Annotated in this window: 18 protein-coding genes and 1 riboswitch; of the genes, 8 read left to right on the top strand and 10 right to left on the bottom strand. The window is 69.4% G+C overall.

The window, feature by feature from the left end:
• Positions 1-103: 103 nt before the first annotated feature.
• Positions 104-517: an STAS domain-containing protein gene (locus tag AWC24_RS19105; RefSeq protein WP_308494607.1), complete on the bottom strand. Its 414-nt coding sequence runs from the start codon at positions 515-517 to the stop codon at positions 104-106.
• Positions 518-590: 73 nt separating this feature from the next.
• Positions 591-2,360, bottom strand: a complete 1,770-nt coding sequence (locus AWC24_RS19100; protein WP_085088088.1) for an MFS transporter — start codon at positions 2,358-2,360, stop codon at positions 591-593.
• Positions 2,361-2,508: 148 nt separating this feature from the next.
• A riboswitch (TPP riboswitch) is annotated at positions 2,509-2,616 on the top strand.
• On the opposite strand from AWC24_RS19100, the gene thiC reads away from it, so the two are divergent.
• The 4 genes from thiC to AWC24_RS19080 all read left to right on the top strand — a co-directional run bounded on the left by thiC (position 2,611) and on the right by AWC24_RS19080 (position 7,244).
• A complete protein-coding gene (gene thiC, locus AWC24_RS19095) occupies positions 2,611-4,263 on the top strand; it encodes a phosphomethylpyrimidine synthase ThiC (RefSeq protein WP_085088085.1) in 1,653 nt (550 codons plus the stop codon). (Overlaps the previous riboswitch by 6 nt.)
• The gene (gene thiD, locus AWC24_RS19090) at positions 4,263-5,093 is read left to right on the top strand and encodes a bifunctional hydroxymethylpyrimidine kinase/phosphomethylpyrimidine kinase (RefSeq protein ID WP_085088082.1); all 831 of its coding nucleotides are present in this window, start codon (positions 4,263-4,265) and stop codon (positions 5,091-5,093) included. The genes thiC and thiD overlap by 1 nt, the downstream gene beginning before the upstream one ends.
• Positions 5,090-5,707, top strand: coding sequence for an alpha/beta hydrolase family protein (locus AWC24_RS19085; protein ID WP_085088080.1), 618 nt, complete (start codon positions 5,090-5,092; stop codon positions 5,705-5,707). The genes thiD and AWC24_RS19085 overlap by 4 nt, the downstream gene beginning before the upstream one ends.
• A gap of 52 nt (positions 5,708-5,759) precedes the next feature.
• Complete coding sequence (locus tag AWC24_RS19080) at positions 5,760-7,244, top strand: flavin-containing monooxygenase (protein WP_085088076.1); 1,485 nt, start codon at positions 5,760-5,762, stop codon at positions 7,242-7,244.
• A 28-nt stretch (positions 7,245-7,272) separates the two neighbouring features.
• Here AWC24_RS19080 and AWC24_RS19075 read toward each other — a convergent pair whose 3' ends face one another.
• From AWC24_RS19075 to thiO, 7 genes are all read right to left on the bottom strand, one after another.
• Positions 7,273-8,553, bottom strand: a complete 1,281-nt coding sequence (locus AWC24_RS19075) for a TetR/AcrR family transcriptional regulator (protein ID WP_085088072.1) — start codon at positions 8,551-8,553, stop codon at positions 7,273-7,275.
• A 209-nt stretch (positions 8,554-8,762) separates the two neighbouring features.
• Positions 8,763-10,244, bottom strand: a complete 1,482-nt coding sequence (locus AWC24_RS19070; RefSeq protein ID WP_085088188.1) for a M28 family metallopeptidase — start codon at positions 10,242-10,244, stop codon at positions 8,763-8,765.
• Between the two features lie 160 nt (positions 10,245-10,404).
• The gene (locus tag AWC24_RS23390; protein ID WP_163705523.1) at positions 10,405-12,894 is read right to left on the bottom strand and encodes a PGRS repeat-containing protein; all 2,490 of its coding nucleotides are present in this window, start codon (positions 12,892-12,894) and stop codon (positions 10,405-10,407) included.
• 402 nt (positions 12,895-13,296) lie between these two features.
• A complete protein-coding gene (locus tag AWC24_RS19060) occupies positions 13,297-14,103 on the bottom strand; it encodes an SGNH/GDSL hydrolase family protein (RefSeq protein WP_085088070.1) in 807 nt (268 codons plus the stop codon).
• Between the two features lie 9 nt (positions 14,104-14,112).
• Positions 14,113-14,874 carry a thiazole synthase gene (locus AWC24_RS19055; RefSeq protein ID WP_085088067.1) on the bottom strand — a complete coding sequence of 254 codons (762 nt, stop codon included), beginning with the start codon at positions 14,872-14,874 and terminating at the stop codon, positions 14,113-14,115.
• Complete coding sequence (thiS, locus tag AWC24_RS19050; protein ID WP_085088065.1) at positions 14,867-15,064, bottom strand: sulfur carrier protein ThiS; 198 nt, start codon at positions 15,062-15,064, stop codon at positions 14,867-14,869. The genes AWC24_RS19055 and thiS overlap by 8 nt, the downstream gene beginning before the upstream one ends.
• Complete coding sequence (gene thiO / locus AWC24_RS19045) at positions 15,061-16,071, bottom strand: glycine oxidase ThiO (protein ID WP_085088062.1); 1,011 nt, start codon at positions 16,069-16,071, stop codon at positions 15,061-15,063. Before thiO ends, thiS begins: the two co-directional genes overlap by 4 nt.
• A 58-nt stretch (positions 16,072-16,129) precedes the next feature.
• Between thiO and thiE the strand changes: the two genes are divergently transcribed.
• Complete coding sequence (gene thiE, locus AWC24_RS19040) at positions 16,130-16,807, top strand: thiamine phosphate synthase (protein WP_085088060.1); 678 nt, start codon at positions 16,130-16,132, stop codon at positions 16,805-16,807.
• 40 nt (positions 16,808-16,847) lie between these two features.
• Here thiE and AWC24_RS19035 read toward each other — a convergent pair whose 3' ends face one another.
• Entirely contained in the window at positions 16,848-17,321 is a 474-nt protein-coding gene (locus AWC24_RS19035; RefSeq protein ID WP_085088057.1) for an NUDIX domain-containing protein, read from the bottom strand.
• A 162-nt stretch (positions 17,322-17,483) separates the two neighbouring features.
• Between AWC24_RS19035 and glnX the strand changes: the two genes are divergently transcribed.
• From glnX to AWC24_RS19020, 3 genes are read left to right on the top strand one after another with little or no spacing between them, the layout of a single operon-like run.
• Positions 17,484-18,803: a protein kinase G-activating protein GlnX gene (gene glnX / locus AWC24_RS19030; RefSeq protein WP_085088054.1), complete on the top strand. Its 1,320-nt coding sequence runs from the start codon at positions 17,484-17,486 to the stop codon at positions 18,801-18,803.
• Positions 18,803-19,783, top strand: a complete 981-nt coding sequence (locus AWC24_RS19025; protein ID WP_085088051.1) for a glutamate ABC transporter substrate-binding protein — start codon at positions 18,803-18,805, stop codon at positions 19,781-19,783. The genes glnX and AWC24_RS19025 overlap by 1 nt, the downstream gene beginning before the upstream one ends.
• A complete protein-coding gene (locus AWC24_RS19020; RefSeq protein WP_085088046.1) occupies positions 19,726-22,065 on the top strand; it encodes a serine/threonine-protein kinase PknG in 2,340 nt (779 codons plus the stop codon). The genes AWC24_RS19025 and AWC24_RS19020 overlap by 58 nt, the downstream gene beginning before the upstream one ends.
• The last annotated feature ends 77 nt before the right edge of the window (positions 22,066-22,142 follow it).

Genomic DNA, 22,142 nt, shown 5'->3' with positions numbered 1-22,142 from the left:
CCCAAAGGATGTGCCGCCCAGTCGTATTCGCCGAACAAGCGGCCCACCTCACCGCCGAGCTCGACCGCTGTCGTGAGGTCGGGCGGAAGAGGCTGCGGCCGGGTCACGGTTGATTCTCGGCCCCCCGCAGCGCAGCCGACAACGTCGGATAGATCTCCAGCACCTGATCGAGGTTGGTCACCTGGATGGGCCGGACGACCACCGCATCCTCGGCCACCACCCGCAGTGACGTTCCCGCCTCGGCAGCCGCCTGCCGGCAATCGAGCAGCGCGCTCAACGCGGCGCTTCCGAAGAAAGTGAGCTGCTGCAGGTCGACGAGGATGGGCCGGCACGGTTGGACCATCGCCAACTTCACCGCCGCCGCCAGCTGCGTGGCGAGTGCGTCGACGTTGCTGGAATCGATTTCACCCTTGGCGCGCACCACGACCGCATCAGCCTGGTCATCGCACTCGACCATCGACCCGTCCACTGCATCCACCTCGTAGTTGCCGCCGCCGCTCCCGCCCAGCGGTGTCAAGCCTAACCAGAATGTTGCCCGGCGTGCGGGCTGCGCAACGTAAAACTCCGCAAACCGGCCGCGGTGGCCGGCGTCAGCCGGTGGCGGCCCGCGCGCCGTCGGAGCGGTTCACCGACTCGCCGGCGTAATGCCCCGGCGCCGCCCACGACGTCAGTGCGCCGAGCACCATCATCAACGCCGCGGCGGCGAACACCACCGCCAAACCGGTGTGGAACGGCCCGGAGATCAATTGCGGGAAGAAGCTGTGTCCGGTCAGTATCTGCGCATCGACGCCGGGCTGATCCAGCGCACCGGAGGGCCCCAGCAGCTCGCCGATCGGGTTGTAACCCAGAAACGCCGCGAACAGGCTGCCCACCGGTGGGGTGTTGGCCACCTGTTCGGCGACCTCGGTGGGCACGCCCCGCTGCTGCAACCCGGCGCCCATCGCCTCCGGCAGCGTGTTAGCCAGGCCGATCACCATGAGGGAGAAGAAGATACCGATCGACAACGATGTGCCGGCGTTGAAGAACGTGGCCCGCACACCCGAGGCCGCCCCGCGCTGAGCGGCCGGGACACTGGACATGACCACGGCGGTGTTGGGCGCGGTGAAGATCCCGCCGCCGAGTCCGTTGAGGAAGACCAGCGCCGCGAAGACCCGGTAGTCGAAGTCGACCGGAAGCATCACCAGCGCCACGAACGTCGCCGCCATCAGCACCATGCCGCCGACGGCGAACGGGCGGGCGCCGTGCCGGTCGGACAGCGACCCGGCCACCGGCCCGGCCAACAGGAAGCCCACCGTCATCGGCAGCAGGTAGATGCCCGACCACAGCGGGGTGGATTCGAAGCTGTAGCCGTGCAGCGGCAGCCAGATCCCCTGCAGCCAGATGATCAGCATGAATTGCATGCCGCCGCGCCCGATCGCGGCCAACAGGCCGGCCACATTGGCCAATCCGAACGCCGGGATCCTGAACAGCCGGATATCGAGCAGCGGTGCGGCTACCCGCAGTTCGATGACGCAGAATCCCGCCAGCAGCGCCACCCCCAGCGCCAGCGAACCCAGCACCACCGGACTTGTCCAACTCGTCGGCGAATCACCATGCGGCTGAATGCTGTAGGTGATCGCGGTCAGCACCACCGTCAGCCCCAGGCCCAGCGTCACCGTTCCCGCCCAGTCCAGCTTGGCCGGTGCGCGCTCGCCGAGCTCGTGCAGCGACCGCATCGACCAGACGGTGCCCAGCACCCCGATCGGCACCCCGACCCAGAACACCGCCCGCCAATCCCACTCCGAGAGCAGCCCGCCGATCAGCAGGCCGACGAAGGACCCGGCGACCGCCGCCACCTGGTTGACCCCCAGCGCCATGCCACGCTGATTGGCCGGGAAGGCGTCGGTGATGATCGCCGCCGACGACGCGAACAGCATCGCCCCGCCGACACCTTGCACCACCCGCCAGCCGATCAGCCACTGGGCGCCGGCGCCGAGGTCGAACGGGTCGATCGACAGCGCGATCGCCGCGACCGTGAACACCACGAAGCCGGCGTTGTAGATGCGTACCCGGCCGAACATGTCGCCGAGCCGGCCGAAGAACACCACCAGCACCGCCGACACCAGCAGGTAGCCCATCAGCATCCAGAGCAGGTAGCTGACGTTCGCCGGATCCAGCGGGTTCAGTCCGATGCCGCGGAAGATCGCCGGCAACGAGATCAGCACGATCGAGCCGTTGATGGTGGCCAGCAGCACGCCCAGGGTGGTGTTGGACAGTGCGATCCACTTGTAGCGCGGGTGATCGCGGCCGTAGCGCAACCGGCGGCCGGCGGTCGCAACAGCACCGGAGTCGACGGTCACCCCCTCGGCGTGCGCCGTCATCGTTTCTCCCGCGGTTCTCCGGCCCAAAGCGCATATATTAGCTATGCAAAGGATCGGATGCCTAATCGGCGGCGCCGGCACACTGGTCGGCGCCTTACGCCGACCGCCACACTGCGCTAGCGTGGCAGTGCAGGAATAGCAGTGCAGAAATCCATACCGCGGGAGCGCAACCAGTGCGCTGAGAGGACGGCCGGGGCCGTCGACCGTACGAACCTGACCGGGTAATTCCGGCAAGGGAGAGGAAATTTACATGACCGACGTCTCGAACGTCCATATCGAGCCGCAGGTGACCACCGGGCCCATCCCCTACAGCGAGAAGATCTACCGCGAGATCGAAGCCCCCGGCGGCGTGGCGATGAAGGTGCCGGTGCGCCGGGTGAATCTGACCAACGGCGAGCACTTCGACCTCTACGACACCTCCGGCCCCTACACCGACACCGACGCGGTGATCGACCTGCACCGCGGCCTGCCGGCCCGCCCCGGCGTGGTGCGCGACCGCGGCACCCAGCTGCAGCGCGCACAGGCCGGTGAGATCACCGCCGAAATGGCGTTCATCGCCGCCCGCGAAGGTTTCCCCGCCGAGCTGGTGCGCGACGAGGTGGCCCGTGGCCGCGCGGTGATTCCCGCCAACCACAACCACCCCGAGCTGGAGCCGATGATCATCGGCAAGGCGTTCAAGGTGAAGATCAACGCCAACATCGGCAACTCCGCGGTGACCAGCTCGATCGGCGAAGAGGTCGACAAGATGGTGTGGGCCACCCGCTGGGGCGCCGACAACATCATGGACCTGTCCACCGGCAAGGACATCCACGAGACCCGGGAGTGGATCCTGCGCAACTCCCCGGTGCCGGTCGGCACGGTGCCGATCTACCAGGCGCTGGAGAAGGTCAACGGCGACCCGACCAAGCTGACCTGGGAGCTCTACCGCGACACCGTGATCGAACAGTGCGAGCAGGGCGTGGACTACATGACCGTGCACGCCGGGGTGCTGTTGCGCTATGTGCCGCTGACCGCCAAGCGGGTCACCGGCATCGTGTCCCGCGGCGGCTCGATCATGGCGTCGTGGTGCCTGTCGCGACACCAGGAATCGTTCCTCTACACCAACTTCGAAGAGCTCGCCGACATCCTGGCCAGCTACGACGTCACGTTCTCCCTCGGCGACGGGCTGCGGCCCGGTTCGATCGCCGACGCCAATGACGAGGCCCAGTTCGCCGAATTGCGCACCTTGGGCGAGTTGACCAAGATCGCCAAATCCCGTGGCGCCCAGGTGATGATCGAAGGGCCGGGGCACGTCCCGATGCACAAGATCGTGGAGAACGTGCGGTTGGAGGAGGAGTGGTGCGACGAGGCGCCGTTCTACACCCTCGGGCCGCTGGCCACCGACATTGCACCGGCCTACGACCACATCACCTCGGCGATCGGCGCGGCGATCATCGCCCAGGCCGGCACCGCGATGCTGTGCTACGTGACCCCCAAGGAGCACCTTGGCCTGCCCGACCGCAAGGACGTCAAGGACGGCGTGATCGCCTACAAGATCGCCGCGCACGCCGCCGACCTGGCCAAGGGCCACCCGCATGCGCAGGACCGCGACAACGCACTGTCCAAGGCGCGCTTCGAGTTCCGCTGGTACGACCAGTTCGCGTTGTCGCTGGACCCGGACACCGCCCGCGAGTACCACGACGAGACGCTGCCCGCCGAGCCGGCCAAGTCCGCGCACTTCTGCTCGATGTGCGGGCCCAAGTTCTGCTCGATGCGGATCAGCCAGGACGTTCGCGACTACGCAGACGAACACGGGTTGCACACCCAGGAGGACATCGACGCCGCCATCGTCAAGGGCATGGAGGAGAAGTCAGCCGAGTTCGCCGAGCACGGCAACCGGGTGTACCTTCCCATCTCCACCTAGTGGAGTTCCTGCCGCCGGCACCGCCCGGATCGACCCCGGCGCGCGTCTTGACCATCGCCGGGTCGGATTCCGGCGGCGGTGCCGGCATTCAGGCCGACATGCGCACCTGCGCACTGCTCGGTGTCCACGCCTGTGTCGCGGTGACGGCGGTGACGGTGCAGAACACCACCGGCGTCAAGAGCTTTCACGAGGTTCCCGCCGATACAGTCGCCGCCCAGATCGAAACGGTGGTGCCCGACATCGGGATCCAGGCCGCCAAGACCGGGATGCTGGCGTCGGCACCGATCATCACCACCGTGTCGGCGACCTGGCGGGAACTCGCGCTGACCGTGCCCCTGGTGGTCGATCCGGTGTCGGCATCCATGCACGGCGATGCGCTGTTGGCGTCGTCAGCGCTGGATGCGATGCGCGACAACCTGTTTCCGCTGGCGACGCTGGTGACGCCCAACCTGCATGAGGTGCGACTGCTGGTCGGTGTCGAGGTGGTCGACGCCGAGACCCAGCGGGCGGCCGCCCGGGCGCTGCACGCCCTCGGTCCGCAGTGGGTACTGGTCAAGGGCGGGCATCTGCCGTCGGCGCAGCACAGCCCCGATCTTCTTTTCGACGGCACCGAATTCCAGGAGTTCCCCGGGCCTCGGGTGGCCACCGCCGACGACCACGGCGCCGGTGACACGCTGGCCGCGGCCGCCGCATGCGCGCTCGCGCACGGGTTCACCGTCCCCGCTGCGGTGGCGTTCGCCAAGGGCTGGGTCACCGAGTGCCTGCGCGCCGCCTACCCGCTGGGCCACGGGCACGGCCCGGTTTCGCCGCTGTTCCGGTTGACGCGATGAGCCTCGACGAGATCGCCGGGGTGGCCCATACCCCCGCGGGCGCCCCAGCCGGCGTCGTACTACTGACCCATGGCGCCGGCGGAAACCGGGATTCGGGGGTGCTGCAGCGGATTTGCGACGCATGGGCGCGCCGCGGATTTCTGGCGATCCGTTACGACCTGCCGTTTCGCCGCCGCCGCCCGAAGGGCCCGCCGTCGGGATCGGGGGCCGGCGACCGGGACGGCATCGTCGCGGCGGTCGGGTACGCGCGTGGCCTGGCCGACGGTCCGCTGATCGCCGGCGGTCACTCCTACGGCGGTCGGCAGACCTCGATGGTGGTGGCCGGCGCGGGGGTGCCGGTAGACCTGCTGGCGCTGTTCTCCTACCCGCTGCATCCGCCCGGTAAGCCGGAGCGCAGCCGTACCGAACACCTGCCCGAGATCGGCGTGCCCACCGTGTTCACCCACGGCAGTTCGGATCCGTTCGGGACGCTGCCCGAGGTCCACGCGGCGGCCGCGTTGATCCCGGCTCCACACGAGGTCGTCGAGATCAGCGGCGCCCGCCATGACCTGGCATCCAAGGCCCTGGACGTGCCGGCGCTGGCCGTCGACGCCGCCCTGCGACTGCTGGGCTGAGGCCCGCCGGCGAGCTTCGCTGGTTACCGGTGAGTCAGGTACCGTGCTTTTCATGAGTGCCGAGCTGTTCGACGTGGTCATCGTGGGTGCGGGTTTCGGCGGGATGGGCGCGGCGATCGAGCTGAAGAAGCTCGGCTACGACAACATCGTCCTGCTCGAGCGCGAGGACGACCTGGGCGGAACGTGGCACGTCAATCGCTACCCCGGGTTGGCCGTGGACATTCCGTCGACCACCTACTCGTACTGGTTCGAGCCGAACCCGCACTGGACACGGCTGTTCGCCACCGGGTCGGAGCTCAAGAGCTACGCCGAGCACGTCGCCGACAAGTACGACGTGCGCCGCCACATGCGGTTCAACACCACCGTCGAGAGCGCCCGCTGGGACGAGGAAGCCCAGCGCTGGCAGGTGAGCCTGGCCGACGGCGCCACGCTGAGCGCCCGCTACCTGATCACCGCGACCGGTTTCCTGTCGCAGCCGCACACCCCGGACATCCCGGGCATCGCCGATTTCGCCGGCAAGGTGGTGCACACCACCGCGTGGGATGACAGCCACGACTTCAACGGCCGCCGGGTCGGCCTGATCGGCACCGGCGCCACTGCGGTGCAGCTGATCCCGGAGCTGGCCAAGACGGTCGGCGACCTCACCGTCTACCAGCGCACCCCGATCTGGGTGGCGCCCAAACTGGACTTCGGCATCTCCCCGGCCGTGCGGCGCCTGTTCGCCCGGCTGCCGCTGGCCCAGCGGGCGCTGCGGTATGTGACCGACGGTCTGCTGGGATTCATGACGTTCGTCGGGATCCTCAACTTCCCCTACTTCCGCCGGCTTTCGATCGGCGCGATGGACCTGTGCAAGATCCACCGGTTCATCTCGATCCGCGACAAGGAGCTGCGGGCCAAGCTGACCCCGAGCTACGACATCGGCTGCAAACGGCCCAGCTGGTCCAACGATTACTACCGCACGTTCAACAAGGAGCACGTACACCTGGAGACGGCGGGAATCGAGCGCATCGAGCCGGACGGCATCGTGACCCTCGACGGACGCAAGAGCGAGATCGACACGTTGGTGCTGGCCACCGGATTCGACATGTGGGAGGCCAACTTCCCGGCGATCGAGATCGTCGGCCGCGACGGACGCAACCTGGGAAAGTGGTGGCGGGAGAACCGATTCCAGGCCTACCAGGGTGTCTCGATCCCGGCGTTCCCGAATTTCCTCAGCCTGGCCAGCCCGTACGCATTCTGTGGCCTGTCGTTCTTCAACACGATGGAATACCAGATGCGCCACATGGGCCGGCTCTTCGGAGAACTGCAGCGCCGCGGCGCGACCACCTTCGAGGTCACCGAGGCCGCCAACACCCGCTTCCTCGACGAGATGACCAAGCGGCTGGACCGCTCGGTGTTCTACGCCGGCGACTGCGCCGGCTCACGGTCCTACTACTTCAACCCGAGCGGCGAAGCGACGCTGCTGCGACCGACCACGGTGCGCAACGCGGTGCGCGAGGGATCCAAGTTCCCGCTGGAGGACTACCAGATCGCCTGAGCCGGAAGCCCATCCGGCAACAGGTCGGTCAGTTGTCGCCGATCGCGACGGCCTCCAGGAGTTTGCGCAGCGCGGCCTGTGCATAACCCGCCGGCACGGTGGCCGTCACATCGCCGTACGACCGTCCTTCCCGGTCCAGCCGGCCCAGGTCGTCCACCAGCGCCGCCAAGGCGTGCACCAGGAACCTCGCGTGCAGGGCGTCCAGTTCCGGCCGCACCGCCGTCAGTGGCCCTACCCAGGTGTCGATGAAGGCACGCTCGGAATCCCGCAACAGGTCCCGCTCCGAAGCTCCGAGGTTGACCCGCTCGGTGTCGTAGACCGCTGCCAGCTCGGGATTGGCGAAGATGGTGGCCACGAACGCCTCGACCAGGCGAGCCACCACCTCGCGCGGATCGGCGAATACTCCTGCGATAGCCGACATCTCCCCGCCGATCCGGTCGACGGCACGCTGCAAGCCCGTCGTCAAGATATCGCTCTTGCTGGAGAAGTACCGATAGACACCGGACGCGGGGACTCCCACGGCGTCGGCGATCTCGGTGACGCTGGTCTCGGCGTAGCCCTTGGTACCGAACAGCAGCACCGCCGAATGCAGCAGCGCCTCATACGGCCCGGCGTCCGGGGTGAAAATGCGCCACACCGACGGGCGATTGACCCGGACGTCACCCTGTTCAGGAAGTTTGGCGCCGGCCAGCGCCCGCGCCGTGTCCAGCATCAGCGGCCTGATCTCGTCGTCCGAGATCGGCAACCGGTGCCCGACGACGCTGCCCGCGATACTGAGCAGGCCCGCGGACAGGGTCCACCGTTCAATGGAGGTCAAATCCGGACGCAGCACGTTGAGCGGGCGTTGCACCCGCCGGTTGACCTGATGGATGTGCGCCATCAGCGTGGTCTTGTCGTCGGGCTGCAGGTAGCGACCCTGCCACCGGTAGAGCCCGCCGGCCTCGCGGTTGCTGAGTGCTGACGAGATCAGCGTGTCGATGATCCGGTCCAGGACCGCCCCGGGATCCTGTTGCAATTCGGCGTCGGGAACCTCGTCGACGAAGGCGGTACAGTCCTCCAACTGCTGACCGAGCGCACCGACGACGACGGCGAACATGTGGTACTTGCTCGGATAGTGCCGGTACAACGCCGGCGCCGAGATGCCAACTCTGGTGGCGATCGCCTCCATGCTGGTCGCGTGGTATCCCTGAGCGCTGAACGCCTCCGCAGCCGCGCGCGTGATCTGCGCTTTGCGGTCTTTGGGACGCCGTCTGATGCGGCCGCCCGAGCTTCCGGCCGGGCCATTCGTAGCACCGAGCGTGATAACCACCTCTTAACAACTCAGGCCAGCTCTGTCACTTTCAGAGCATTATTAACACACCTAGGTGAACAGCGCGGCACGAGGTGCTCCGCCCGCGTGCCCTCCTGGTCTCGACGGCCGGAGCCGAACCCATTCGGGGTCCGCCATGGACGGCGGGCGGTCCGCGCCGGCGTCGAAGGCCCGACGGGCCACCGCCGGCAGGGCGCCCGCCGGAGGGATCACGGCGTGGTGACGACGTGACGGGTGCGGTCGTCGCGGATCGGAACTCCGTTGCGGCCGCTGAGATCCTGGGCGTAGATCCCGACCGCGTAGGGCACGCCCCGGCCGTTGACGGCCAGTGCGTCGCGGTCGATGTTGTCGATGGTGTCGCCCTTCTGGTGATAGTTCGGGTCGAACGGCTCATCGGCGGCACCGCCCCACAGCTTGGCCTCCTCTTCCGATTTCTTCACCTCGGCCCCGGTGAACAGGCCGCCGGACGGGATGCCGGCCTGGGTGAATCCGTCGTAGTCGGAGCGACCGTCGAATGAGGTGTCGCGCGGTTCCTTGCCTGCTGACTTCAGGTAGGCCACCAGAGTCCGCTCGATGCCGGCCGAGCCCTCCGGGACCACCGGTTGGCCGCGCTTGGCCGGGTCCAGCGACTGGTCGCCGTCGTAGGTGAAGTAGCCCGGGTTCGGCGAACCGAGCATGTCGAAGTTGAGGTAGAGCGCGATGTTCTTGAGCTGCTCGACGTCGAGTGACTCGACGTACTTCCGCGAGCCGATCAGGCCGAACTCTTCGGCGCCCCAGAACCCGAACCGCACTGCGTTGTGCACCTCGGGTGAATCTCCCAGTTGCAGGGCGGTCTCCAGTACCGCTGCCACCCCGGAGCCGTTGTCGTTGATGCCGGGCCCCTCCGGGACGCTGTCCAGGTGGGCGCCGAGCATGACCACGTTCTCGGTCGATCCGGTCTTGGTCTGGGCGATCACGTTGCGGGCGGGGATGTCGTCGGTGTGCGCGTCGAGTTTGACGGTCATGGTGCCGCGGCCACCGCGCAGCATCGCGCCGTCGGCCTTGGTCACACTCACGACGGGGATCTTGACCTCGGTCTTCTCCCCCAGGGTCCCGCCCATCTTCTCTTCGTCGATGCTGTCGGCAATCACCATCGCCACCGCTCCCTGTTCGACGGCGATCGCCATCTTCTCCTTGAACGGGCAGGTTCCGCGGTCCACCAGCACGACGGCGTCCTTGACCGTCAGGCCCTCGTAATCCTCGACACTGCAGCCCGGGCTGTCGTCGGCCGGCGCGGCGACCAGCGGCCCGGTGACGCCCTCGGGCGGGGTGCCGAGGCTGTACTGCAGCGCTCGGGCCTCGACGGTCTTGTCGCCCAGTTGCACCGATCCCGTCTCGGCCTTGAACACCCGGGCGATGAACTCCGGGGTCTCCACGTCGAAACCGCGCTCGCGCAACGTGTTGACCACGTAGTCGACGCTGGCGTCGTAACCCGGGGTGCCGACGGCGCGGGTGTCCTTGTTGGCGTTGGCGATGTCCTGCAGCTTCTGCAGGTGCCCCATCATCGCGTCGATGGTGACCTTGTCGCTCAGGGTGTCGGCGAACTCGGCAGCCGCGGCAGCATCCGGTGCCTGGTCGGTGTGTACCGGTGTGCCGCTGCTGCACCCGCCGGTGAACAGCGCGGCGGCCAGCGCGGCGCCGAGGACAGGCATCAACTTCGACTTGTAATCCACGCGTCCACGTTAGTGGAGGAGCATCGCGGGCGAGTTCGGGCGGCCTGCCGGGCCGGTGCCGGGCGCCCAAGACGAATGCAGGAGCCCCGCACGGCGGTGCCGTGCGGGGCTCCCTGCGCTCGTTCGTGCCGACCGGCTCCTAGGGGGCGGGCTGGGCGCCGGCGCCGCCGGTGCCACCGGCACCGCCCGTTGCGCCCGCGCCCGCCTCGCCCGATTCCCCGGCGTCGCCTGCCGTGTCCCCGGAGGCACCGCCCTGGCCGCCGTCGCCGCCGGTACCACCCTCAGCGGTGGCGGTCCCGCCGGCACCACCGGTGCCACCGCTGCCGCCCTGCCCACCGGAGCCGGTGTCGCTGGCCCCGCCTGCGCCGCCGGTGCCACCACTGCCTCCGGTGCTGGCCGGCAAGCCGCTGACGTCGCCGCCGGCGACACCGCCGTCGCCGCCGGTACCGCCCGCGCCTCCGGTGGCGCCGTCGAGACCCGCACCACCGGCTCCGCCGTTGCCGCCGGTGCCGGCCAGACCGCCGCTGCCCGTGACGCCGGTGTCGCCGGTGCCACCGGGACCGTTGACCACCACGGTGTTGCCGTTGCCACCGTTGCCACCGGCGCCCCCGTCACCCGGGTTGGTGCCGGCACCACCGGCACCGCCGTTGCCGCCGTTGCCGGCAGACCCGGCCACATCGGCGCGGCCGCCGTTGTAGTCGTTGGGTGTGGTGGTGAAGGTGTCACCGCCGTTGCCGCCGTTGCCGCCGTCGGTGCCGGCGCCGTCCTGGCCGTCGGCGCCGCCGAGGCCGCCGGCGCCACCGTCACCGCCGTTGCCGCCGTCACCGCCGATCAAACCGTGCTGCGAGTAGTCGTGGGCGCTGTCGGTGTGCTGAAGAGCACCGGCGGTGCCGCCGTTGCCACCATTGCCGGCCTGGCCGGCGTTGCCACCGTTGCCGGTGGCGGCTTGGGCGTTGCCACCGGCACCGCCGTTGCCGCCGGTGCCGCCCGCGCCGCCGTCGGTGCCGGTGACGTCGCCGTCTGCCGGCGGCACGCCGATCTGACCGTCGCCACCGTTGCCGGCTTGACCGGCATTACCGCCGTTGCCGCCGTTGCCGGCCAGCGCACCACCTAGGCCGCCGGCGCCGCCGTTGCCACCGTTGCCGCCGTCCTGGCCGACTCCGCCGTCGACGCCGTTGCCGCCGGTACCACCGTCGCCGCCATTGCCGTAAGCCCCGCCGTCACCGCCGGCACCGCCGTTGCCGCCGGTGGCACCGGCGAGCGCATCGGGGTCAGCTGCTGGGTCGTAGCCGTCGCCGCCGGCGCCACCGTTGCCCTGCGGAGCCGTCGGCGCGTCACCGTCGGTGCCCGCCTGGCCGGCAGCTGAGCCGGTGCCCGCAGTGCCTGCGGCAGCAGCGGTGCCGGCGTCGCCGCCGTTGCCGCCGTTGCCGCCGTCAGGGTTGGCAGCGCTACCGGCCGCACCGGCGCCGCCGTCACCGGCTACGCCCGCCGAACCACCGTTGCCGGCATTGCCACCGGCACCCTGAATGCCATCGCCACCGAAGAACGCCGCGCCGGTGCCGGCCGCCCCGCCCGTGCCACCGTTACCGCCGATCGCCCCGTCACCACCGCTGCCGCCGTTGCCGCCGTTACCATCGCCGTCGTCATCGAAGGTGCCGGCCGCCCCGGTCGCCCCGGTTCCACCGTTGCCACCGTTACCGCCGACACCGCCGGCGCCACCATTCCCGCCGACACCCAGGATCGACGAGCCATTTCCGCCGACACCGCCGTTGCCGCCGTTGGTACCGGCCACCCCGTTACCGCCATTGCCGCCCGGCGTGGTGCCCGAGGTGCCGTTGGTGCCGTTCCAGCCGGCGCCGCCGACCCCGCCGTCACCCCCGTTGCCCACCGCGCCCATGCCGAAGAAGTCCTGCGCCTGACCCGAGGACCCACCATTGCCGCCATTACCGGCGGCCAACGTCGCCGTGGCAGCCCCGCCGGCGCCGCCATCACCGCCGTTGCCCCACCACTCGCCACCATGGCCGCCGTTACCACCATCAGCGCCCAGGCCACCGGCACCACCATCACCACCATTGCCGATGCCACCGGCATGCCCACCGTTACCGCCGGCGATACTTTCAAGGTTCGACGACCAGCCATCACCGCCATCGCCGAAGAACAGGCCGCCGGCCTGGCCGTCGATACTCTCGGCCGTTCCGTCAGCGCCGTTGCAGATCATCCCGCAAAAGCCTTCGGTGAACGGCGCGAACATCTGGTTGATCACACCATTGACGCTCGCCCCGAAATCAGAGTTGATCCAGTCCTGCAAACTGTCGTGCAACGGCATATAGAAGTAGGTGTCCCACAGCTGCGCCACGTCAGCCGCATCGGCTGAACCCGGCACCTCCCAATCGGAGGTGAATAGGTTATCGAAGTGATCCGACAGGTTGCCCCACGCACTCGGATCGAACAGATCAGCAAGCAAGTCATCGAAGTCGGCACTCGCCGCCGGCGCCGACGCCAACGGCGCCATCCCGAACGCCAAAAACGCCCCCATCGCCGAGGACGCGGCGACTAGTCGCCGGGCCCGACGCCCCGAACCACCCCTGGCTGAACCTCCGCTGCCCGTGACGCCGCGACCACCAACCATGATTGCCCCACCTTCCCATAGACCCTGAGTGTTGTAACACGCTGTTTACACGCTCTTCAGCAATATCACAGTAGTTTCAGTAAGAGCGGCGGTTTGGGGAATTCAGTCTTTTCTGTCATGCCGGCGCGGTTCCATCGGGGGGTTCAACGAGGGCAGTCGACCCGGTCGCGACGAACCGCGTCGGCAACCAGCAGCGGTCCAGGCTCCCATTAATCACGGCGGCGAATTCGATCCGCCGTGCCGTGGCGGCGTGGTGACCTGAGGGCAGGCCGGTCTGGCCTGACGTTTTCCACAGCTCGGATGCTCGGGCACTGCCCGAGGCGCCTCGGCGCGCCGGCATGGCGGCCACCGTGGCACAGACCGACCCGGCGCACCGGGCGCACCCGGCGTCGCCGTGCTGTCCTAGCCGTCCTGGCCGTCCTGGCCGTCCTGGCTTTCCGGGGCGTCCCGGCCGGCCGCGGCCCAGCGGGCGACCACCAGCTCGGCGACCGCGGCCATGCCCGCGGCATTGGGGTGAAACGGCCATGGCCGCCACGGCAGCGGCAGTCGCGCACCCACGGTCCACGGCTGCGCCGACCACGGGTGGTGTTCGCGGCTGGCCTTCCCGGCGCGCACGATCTCGCAGCCGGTGGCGGCCGCGGCGTCGGCGGTGTGCCGCTCCAACGCACCGGCGATGTGACGGGCCAACTCGACGACGTGTTCAGACAGCCGCCCCGCCCGTGACCCGGCCGGTGGCAGCAAAGTCAGGTAGTCGACGAAGAACACCCGCGCCTGCGGCGCCCGGTTCCGCACCGCCGCGCCGACCGCCCTTAGCGAGGATTCGACGCCGTCCAGCGCCCGCTGGCGCTCGCGGTGGTCGAAGAGGGTGCCGACCGGCGCCAGCAGCCGGGCGGCCCGGGGTAGCAACGCCGCGGCCATCAGCAGCGGCACATAGCCGACGTCATTGCCGCCGATCGTGATCGTCACCAGGGTCTCCGAGCCGTCGAGCGCCTCGAGCTGCGGCGGTGCACCGTGCTGGCGGTCGGTCAGCAGATGGGCCGTGGTCGCGCCCGAGAACGTGACATCGACCAGGTCGAGATTCAGTGCGCGGGCGACCAAATGCGGGTAGTTCCGCACCGAGCGCCCCGCCGGCCGTGGGGCGCCGGGGACCACGGGCCGGATTCCCGGGCCGGCCGCCATCGAACTGCCCAGGGCGACATAGCGTTTCATCGCGCCCGATCACAGCACCGGCGAGGACGCCTGGGCCCAGAACCGCTTGGGGATACGCCCGGCTCGGCGCGCCAGATAGCCGGCGGTGACAGCACCCGCCATCGCGGCGGCCATGGCGGCCGGATCAGCGGCCCGGGTGACTGCGGTGGCCAGCAGCACCGCATCGCAGCCCAACTCCATCGCCAGCGCGGCATCGCTGGCGGTGCCGATACCGGCGTCCAGCACCACCGGCACCCCGGCACCGGCCACGATCATCTCGATGCTGTGCGGGTTGGCGATCCCCAGCCCGGTGCCGATCGGCGAACCCAATGGCATCACCGCGGCGCACCCGGCGTCCTCGAGGCGGCGGGCCAGCACCGGGTCATCGTTGGTGTACGGCAGCACGACGAACCCGTCGTCCACCAATTGCTCAGCGGCGCGGACCAATTCGACGGCGTCGGGCAGCAGAGTGCGCTCGTCTCCGATCACCTCCAGCTTGACCCATTCGGTGCCCAGCGCCTCGCGGGCCAACTGCGCGGTCAACACCGCCTCGGCGGCGCTGCGGCAACCGGCGGTGTTGGGCAGCGGCGTGATGCCCAACCGGCTGAGCAGATCCAGCATGCCGGTCCCGCCCTCGGCGTCGACGCGGCGCATCGCGACGGTGGTCAGCTCGGTGCCGGAGGCCACCAGCGCCGCTTCGAGTGCGGTCAGGCTCTGCGCCCCACCGGTTCCCATGATGAGCCGGGAGCTGAACTCGCGCCCGGCGATGGTCAGCTTCGCGTCATCAACCACCTTGCACCGCCGTCACCACCTCGAGTCGGGCGCCGTCGACCAGCGTGGTGGCCCACCGCGATCGCGGCAGCACCGCCTGATCCACCGCCACCGCAATACCGCGGTCCGGGTAGCCCATCGAAGCCAGCAGCGCCGCAACCGTCGTCGCCTCGGCCACTTCGACCTGTTTCTCGTTGACGTTGATGATCATTGCACTCCAACCGGAAGTAGTTCGGACACCACCTGTTCGGCGGTCCATGGTGCCAACAGAAAACCGTTGCGGCCATGACCGGCGGCGACGACCGTACGCTCGTCGAGCCGGCGCACCAGCGGCAGGTTGTCCGGTGTCATCGGTCGCAGACCGGCTCCGCATTCTGCCAGCTCGTACTCCCCCAGCGCCGGCACCAGTGCGCAGGCGTCGTCGAGCAGGTCACGCACCCCGGAGACCACCGGGGCGGTGTCGCGGCCGTGCTCGTACTGGGTGGCTCCGACCACCACGCCGTCGGGGCGCGGCACCAGATAGACCTGCCGGCCGTGCACCCGGGCCCGAATGACCCGCTGCGGCACCGGCAAACATCCTTTGCGCCACCGCAGCCGCAGCACCTCGCCCTTGACCGGCCGAATCGCCAAGCCGGGCCACAGCGCCGGGGCGTCGATGCCGTTGGCGATCACCACCGCGTCGGCTGCCACCTCGGCGAGATCGTGCACGGGGCCCGCCCACGCCACCTCGAGTTCCTCGCACGCGGTGTTCAAAGCGGTGACCACCGCGCGGTTGTCGACCGCCAGCTCGGTGGGCGCCCGGAAACCGTGCCGGATACCGGCGGCCAACAGCGGTTCGACCTCACGCGCGGCCGATTCCCAGATCACCGGATGACCCTGTCCGGTCAGCCAGTCGGCGACGGTGCGCAGGTCGGCGACATCGGCGCGGTCGGCGGCCACCACCAGCGATTCGCGTGCGGTGACCACGCCGGCCGGCAGCCCCTCGAGGAACTCGTGCCACAGCTCCAGTGAGCGCAGCCCCAGCCGCAGCTGCCGATCCTCACCCGGCCAGCCCTCACTGTGCGGGGCCAACATTCCGCCGGCCACCCAGGAGGCGCCGTGGTCACCGGTGCGATGCACCCGCACCGACCACCCGGCCCGGGCGGCCTGCCGGGCCACCGACAGACCGATGACACCGCCGCCGATCACGGCCAGCGACCCGAGCGAGGGTCCGGGCATGTTGCTGCTCCCTTCCGCCTCGGTGTCAACTCACCAAGCTAGCCGCTAGCGTCGAGGGATGCACGAACGCTCAGATCGTCTGACCCGCCTCCTTGACGCCCGGCTCTACCTGTGCACCGACGCCCGCCGGGAAAAGGGGGACCTGGCCGAATTCGCCGAGGCCGCGCTGGCCGGCGGGGTGGACATCATCCAGCTGCGCGACAAGGGTTCGCCCGGCGAGCAGCAGTTCGGTCCGCTGGAGGCCCGCGACGAGTTGGCGGCGTTGGAGACCCTGGCCGCCGCCGCCCGCCGGCACGGTGCGCTGCTGGCGGTCAACGACCGCGCCGACATCGCCCGTGCCGCCGGCGTCGACGTGCTGCACCTGGGCCAGGACGATCTGCCGCTGCCGATCGCGCGTGAGATCGTCGGGCCCGACGTGCTGATCGGCCGGTCCACCCACGACGGCCAGCAGGTCAAGGCGGCGCTGACCGAACCGGTCGACTACTTCTGCGTCGGGCCGTGCTGGCCGACCCCCACCAAGCCCGGCCGGTCCGCTGCGGGTCTGGAGCTGCTGAGGTTCGCCGTGGACCAGCGCTCCGACAAGCCGTGGTTCGCCATCGGCGGGATCGATGCCGAGCGGCTGCCGCAGGTAACGGCGGCCGGCGCCGGCCGGGTGGTGGTGGTGCGCGCGATCACCGCCGCCGAGGATCCGCAGGCGGCGGCCACGGCGCTGCTTGCGGCGCTTACCGGGGCCTAGCGGAGTGACGCGGCTGTCCCTGCCGAACCGCACACTCGGCTCAGCCCGGTAGGTGCAGCCCCCGCAGCGACTGCCAGCTGGCGGCGAATCCGGGGTGCAGCGGCAGGCCGGCCACCTCGTGCTCGGCCACCCAGCGCAGCTCGGTGCTCTCCCGATTGGGCACCACCGGGAGCAGTTCCTCGGCGTCGGCGACGACGGTGGTGTAGGTCCAGGTGGTGCCGCTGGCCGACGCGGTGACGATGGCCGCGCGGACGACGATGCGGTCGGCGGGCAGCCCGGCTTCCTCCTCCGCTTCGCGGATCGCGGCCTGTTCGGCGGTCTCGTGACTGTCGCGGGCACCGCCGGGCAACGCCCAAGTGCCGCCCTGGTGACTCCACCAGGCGCGATGCTGCAGCAGCACGGTGCGGGTCCCGTCGGTCCTGGGTGCCCGCACCAGCAGGCCCGCTGCGCCGTGCCGGCCCCAGAAGCGGACGCCGGCGTCGGAAACCGCCCAGCCATCTCCGTCACCACGCACGCTGGAAGCGTATCCGGCGAGCAATGTCTCGGTTGTAGTGAGATCGCGCGACTATTTCGGCAACAACCGCCGCGCAGGTCGGCACGGATGACGCCCGCGCTCTTAGAATCCCTTTACTATCGTTGGGGGCGCGAACAACCGCAGGATGGAGCCTGAATAGACGTGACCGTTGAGTTGGCGCATCCGTCAACCGAGCCGGCGGGTTTGCGGTCGCCGATCGAATCCGCCCGACCCCGCTGGTGGTTCTTCACCACCACCCCGGGGCGGATTCTGGCCATCGGCATCATCCTGGCCACCCTCGGCGGCATCAGCGCCTTCGCCACGGCCACCACGATCAACAACCGGCAGAACACCCTGACCACGGTGCTCGACCACACCGAACCGCTGGCCTACGCGGCGGGACGGCTCTACATCACCCTGTCGGTCGCCGACGCGGCGGCGGCCACCGCGTTCATCGCCCAGGGCGAGCCGCGAGCCGTCCGGGAGCGCTACGAGCACGCCATCACCGATGCCGCGGTGGCGGTGACCCGGGCCTCCGGGGGCCTGAGCGACGAGCCGCTGCTGCAGCTGCTGGGGCGGATCAATGACGGACTGGCCGTCTACACCGGTCTGATCGAAACCGCGCGGACCAACAACCGGTCGGGTGATCCGGTCGGTTCGTCCTACCTGTCGGAAGCCTCCGAACTGATGCAGCACACGATCCTGCCCGACGCCCAGCGCCTCTACCAGGCCACCTCGACGGCGGTGGACAGCCAGACCACCGCGTCGACCCGGGTGCCCGCGCCGGTGATCCTGGTGGTGGCGGCCACCGTGCTGTTCGGTGCGTTCGCACACCGCTGGCTGGCCCGGCATACCCGGCGCCGGATCAACCCGGGCCTGGTCGCCGGCGGGATGGCGATCCTGCTGATGGTGATCTGGGTCGGCACCGTGCTGGTGATCTCCACCGCGGGCAGCCGCAACGCCAAGGACACCGGCGCCGAGTCCCTCAAGGCGATCACCAACCTGGCGATCACCGCGCAGCAGGCGCGCGCCGACGAGACCCTGTCGCTGATCCGCCGCGGCGACGAGGAAGCCCGCAAGCAGACCTTTTACCAGCGCATCGACACGATGCAGCAGCAACTGGAGGGCTACCTGGACCGCGGCGACGCCGTCGACAACGCCGACCTGGCCAACGCCGGACAGCTGTTGGCCCGATGGCGGCAGGCCAACGACCGGATGAACGCCTACATCGGCGTCGGCAACTACCGGGCCGCTACCCAGGTGGCGCTGGGAGGTAGCGGCGATGACTCCACTCCGGCGTTCGACCAACTCGACGCGGCGCTGGACAAGGCGCTGCAGCACAGCCGCAACCAGTTGCGCAACGACGTCCTGAACGCCCGCCGGGTGCTGTCGGTGGCCCCGGTCGGCGGCGCGGTGCTCAGCATGGGGGCGGCGATCGCGGTCGCGCTCGGACTGTGGCCTCGACTGAACGAGTACAAATGATGAGCCGGCGAAGGCCCCGACTGCTGGTGTGCGCAGTGAGCGCGGTGCTGGTGCTATCCGGGTTGTCCGGGTGCGGCCGCACCGAGTTCGTGGTGCCGACCGCGGTGCCGACGCTGCCGCCGCCCACGCCGGCCGGAATGCAGGAGTTGCCGCCCGAGCCGCCGCGGCAGCCCGAGCCGGCCGAGAACTGCGACGCCACCGCCAGCCTGCACCCGTTCCGCAGCAAGGCCGAGGCCGACGCCGCCGTGGCCAAGATCCGTCACCGAGGCCGGCTGATCGTCGGGTTGGACATCGGCAGCAACCTGTTCAGCTTCCGCGATCCGATCACCGGCGAGATCACCGGCTTCGACGTCGACATCGCCGGCGAGGTGGCCCGCGACATCTTCGGCACCCCGTCGCAGGTCGAGTACCGGATCCTGGCGTCCGCCGAACGCATTGAGGCGCTGCAGAAGTCCGAAGTCGATATCGTTGTCAAGACCATGAGCATCACCTGCGGCCGCCGGAAGCTGGTGAACTTCTCGACGGTCTACCTCGTCGCCAACCAGCGACTTCTGGTGCCGCGCGACTCCTCGATCCGCCAGGCCGGGGACCTGTCCGGCAGACGGGTCTGCGTCGCGCAGGGCACCACCTCGTTGCGCCGCATCCGCCAGATCAGCCCGGCGCCGATCATCGTCTCGGTGGTGAACTGGGCCGACTGCCTGGTGGCACTGCAGCAGCGTCAGGTCGACGCGGTCAGCACCGACGACTCGATCCTGGCGGGTTTGATGTCGCAGGACCCGTATCTGCACATCGTCGGGCCGTCCATGGACGAGGAGCCCTACGGCATCGGGATCAACCTGGACAACACCGGGCTGGTCCGCTTCGTCAACGGCACGCTGGAACGCATCCGCCGCGACGGCACCTGGAACACCTTGTACCGCAAGTGGTTGACGGTGCTCGGCCCGGCACCGGCGCCACCTACGCCGAGGTATTCGGACTGATGGCAAGCGACGATTCGGACCCCGGCGCCGACGAGCACTCGGCCGCCGAGTTCGACGACTTCGACGACTTCGACGACGATGGCCCGGCCACCCAGCGGGCGGACGTGCTGGCCGAATCGTCGTCGGTGCGCCGGCCGATGTCCACCCAGGCGATCTTCCGCCCCCGCGAGGGTTCGAATGCTGCGATATCGGCCGACGACGACTCGCGCGTCGCGGCGGTGGTGCGCACCGTGGCGCCGCGACGGCGGCTCGGCGGCGGCCTGGTGGAGATCCCGCGGGTTCCCGAGATCAATCCCCTCGAGGCGCTGATGGCCGACCCGGTGGTGGCCGAGGCCAAGCGCTTCTGCTGGAACTGCGGTCGGCCGGTGGGCCGGTCCACCGGCGAGGCAAAGGGCGCCTCGGAGGGCTGGTGCCCGCATTGCGGGAGCCCGTATTCCTTTCTGCCGCAACTCAAACCCGGCGACATGGTGGCCGGGCAGTACGAGATCAAGGGCTGTGTGGCACACGGTGGCCTGGGCTGGGTCTACCTGGCGGTCGACCACAACGTCAACGAACGCCCGGTGGTGCTCAAGGGTCTGGTGCACTCCGGCGACGCCGAGGCGCAGGCCATCGCGATGGCCGAGCGTCAGTTCCTCGCCGAGGTGACTCACCCGTCGATCGTCAAGATCTTCAACTTCGTCCAGCACCCGGATTCGCACGGCGACCCGGTCGGCTACATCGTGATGGAGTACGTCGGCGGGCAATCGCTCAAGCAACGCGGCGGCAGCCGGCTGCCGGTGGCACAGGCCATCGCCTACATGCTGGAGATCCTCCCGGCGTTGGGTTACCTGCATTCGCTGGGCCTGGTCTACAACGACCTGAAGCCGGAGAACATCGTGCTGACCGCCGAGCAGCTCAAGCTGATCGACCTCGGCGCGGTGTCGCGCATCAACTCGTTCGGATACCTCTACGGCACCCCCGGCTACCAGGCACCGGACATCGTCCGGACCGGGCCGACCGTGGCCACCGACATCTACACGGTGGGCCGCACCCTGGCGGCGCTGACGCTGAAGTTGCGCACCCGGGAGGGCCGCTACGTCGACGGCCTGCCCGACGACGACCCGATCCTGACGAAGTACGACTCTTACCACCGGCTGCTGCGACGTGCCATCGACCCGGACCCGCGCCGGCGGTTCACCTCCGCAGAGGAGATGTCCGCACAGCTGATGGGTGTGCTGCGTGAGGTGGTCGCCAGGGACAGCGGGATCCCCCGGCCCGGGTTGTCGTCGGTGTTCACCCGATCGCGGTCCACGTTCGGCGAGCACCTGCTGGTCGCACACACCGACGTCTACCTCGACGGGCATGTGCACTCCCAGAACCTGACCGCGCGCGAGATCATCACCGCCTTGCAGGTGCCGCTCATCGACCCGGGCGACGTCGCCGCGCCGCTGCTGTCGTCGATGGAGCTGAGCGAACCGGTCCAGACGTTGGATTCGCTGCGCGCGGTGCGCAACAGCGCGCTGGAATCGGAGGGCATCGACCTGTCGGAGTCCATCGGACTGCCGCTGATGGAGGTGCGCGCGCTGCTGGATCTGGGCAATGTCACCAAGGCGACCGGCAAGCTCGACGACCTCGCCGAGCAGGTCGGCTGGCGGTGGCGGCTGGTGTGGTTCCGCGGTGTGGCCGAGCTTCTCACCGGTGACTACGAGGCGGCCCGCAAGGATTTCACCGAGGTGCTCGACATGTTCCCCGGCGAGCTGGCGCCGAAGATGGCGCTGGCCGCCACCGCCGAGCTGGCCGGCACCGAGGACGAACGCGCGTTCTACGAGAGCGTGTGGCGCACCGACGACAGCGTGATCTCGGCCGCCTTCGGGCTGGCCCGCGCCCTTTCGGTCGAGGGTGACCGCACCGCAGCGGTTCGGACACTCGACGAAGTATCGGCCACTTCAAGGCATTTCACCACCGCACGCTTGACCAGCGCGGTGACGCTGCTGTCCGGGCCGTCGAAGAATGAGATAACCGAGGCACAGATCCGCGACGCCGCCCGCCGCGTGGAGGTGCTGCCGGACACCGAGCCGCGGGTGCTGCAGATCCGGGCGCTGGTGCTGGGCGCGGCGATGGACTGGCTGACCGAGCACGAGGCGAGCACGAACCACATTCTCGGGTTCCCGTTCACCGAACACGGGCTGCGGCTGGGTGTGGAGATGGCGCTGCGCGCACTGGCCCGGCTGGCGCCGACACAGGAGCATCGCTACGCGCTGGTCGACATGGCCAACGCGGTGCGGCCGATGTCGACCTTCTGAAAGTTGCTGCACCCGTCCGTCGAGTGTGCGGTCTGGTACGGCAGTGTCGGCGTGGCGCGTACCAATCCCGCACACTC

Source organism: Mycolicibacter senuensis, from assembly GCF_002101885.1.
In the GTDB taxonomy this organism is placed as follows: domain Bacteria; phylum Actinomycetota; class Actinomycetes; order Mycobacteriales; family Mycobacteriaceae; genus Mycobacterium; species Mycobacterium senuense.
The sequence above is the reverse complement of the archived record's forward strand: the minus strand, read 5'-3'. Positions and strand labels throughout refer to the sequence as shown.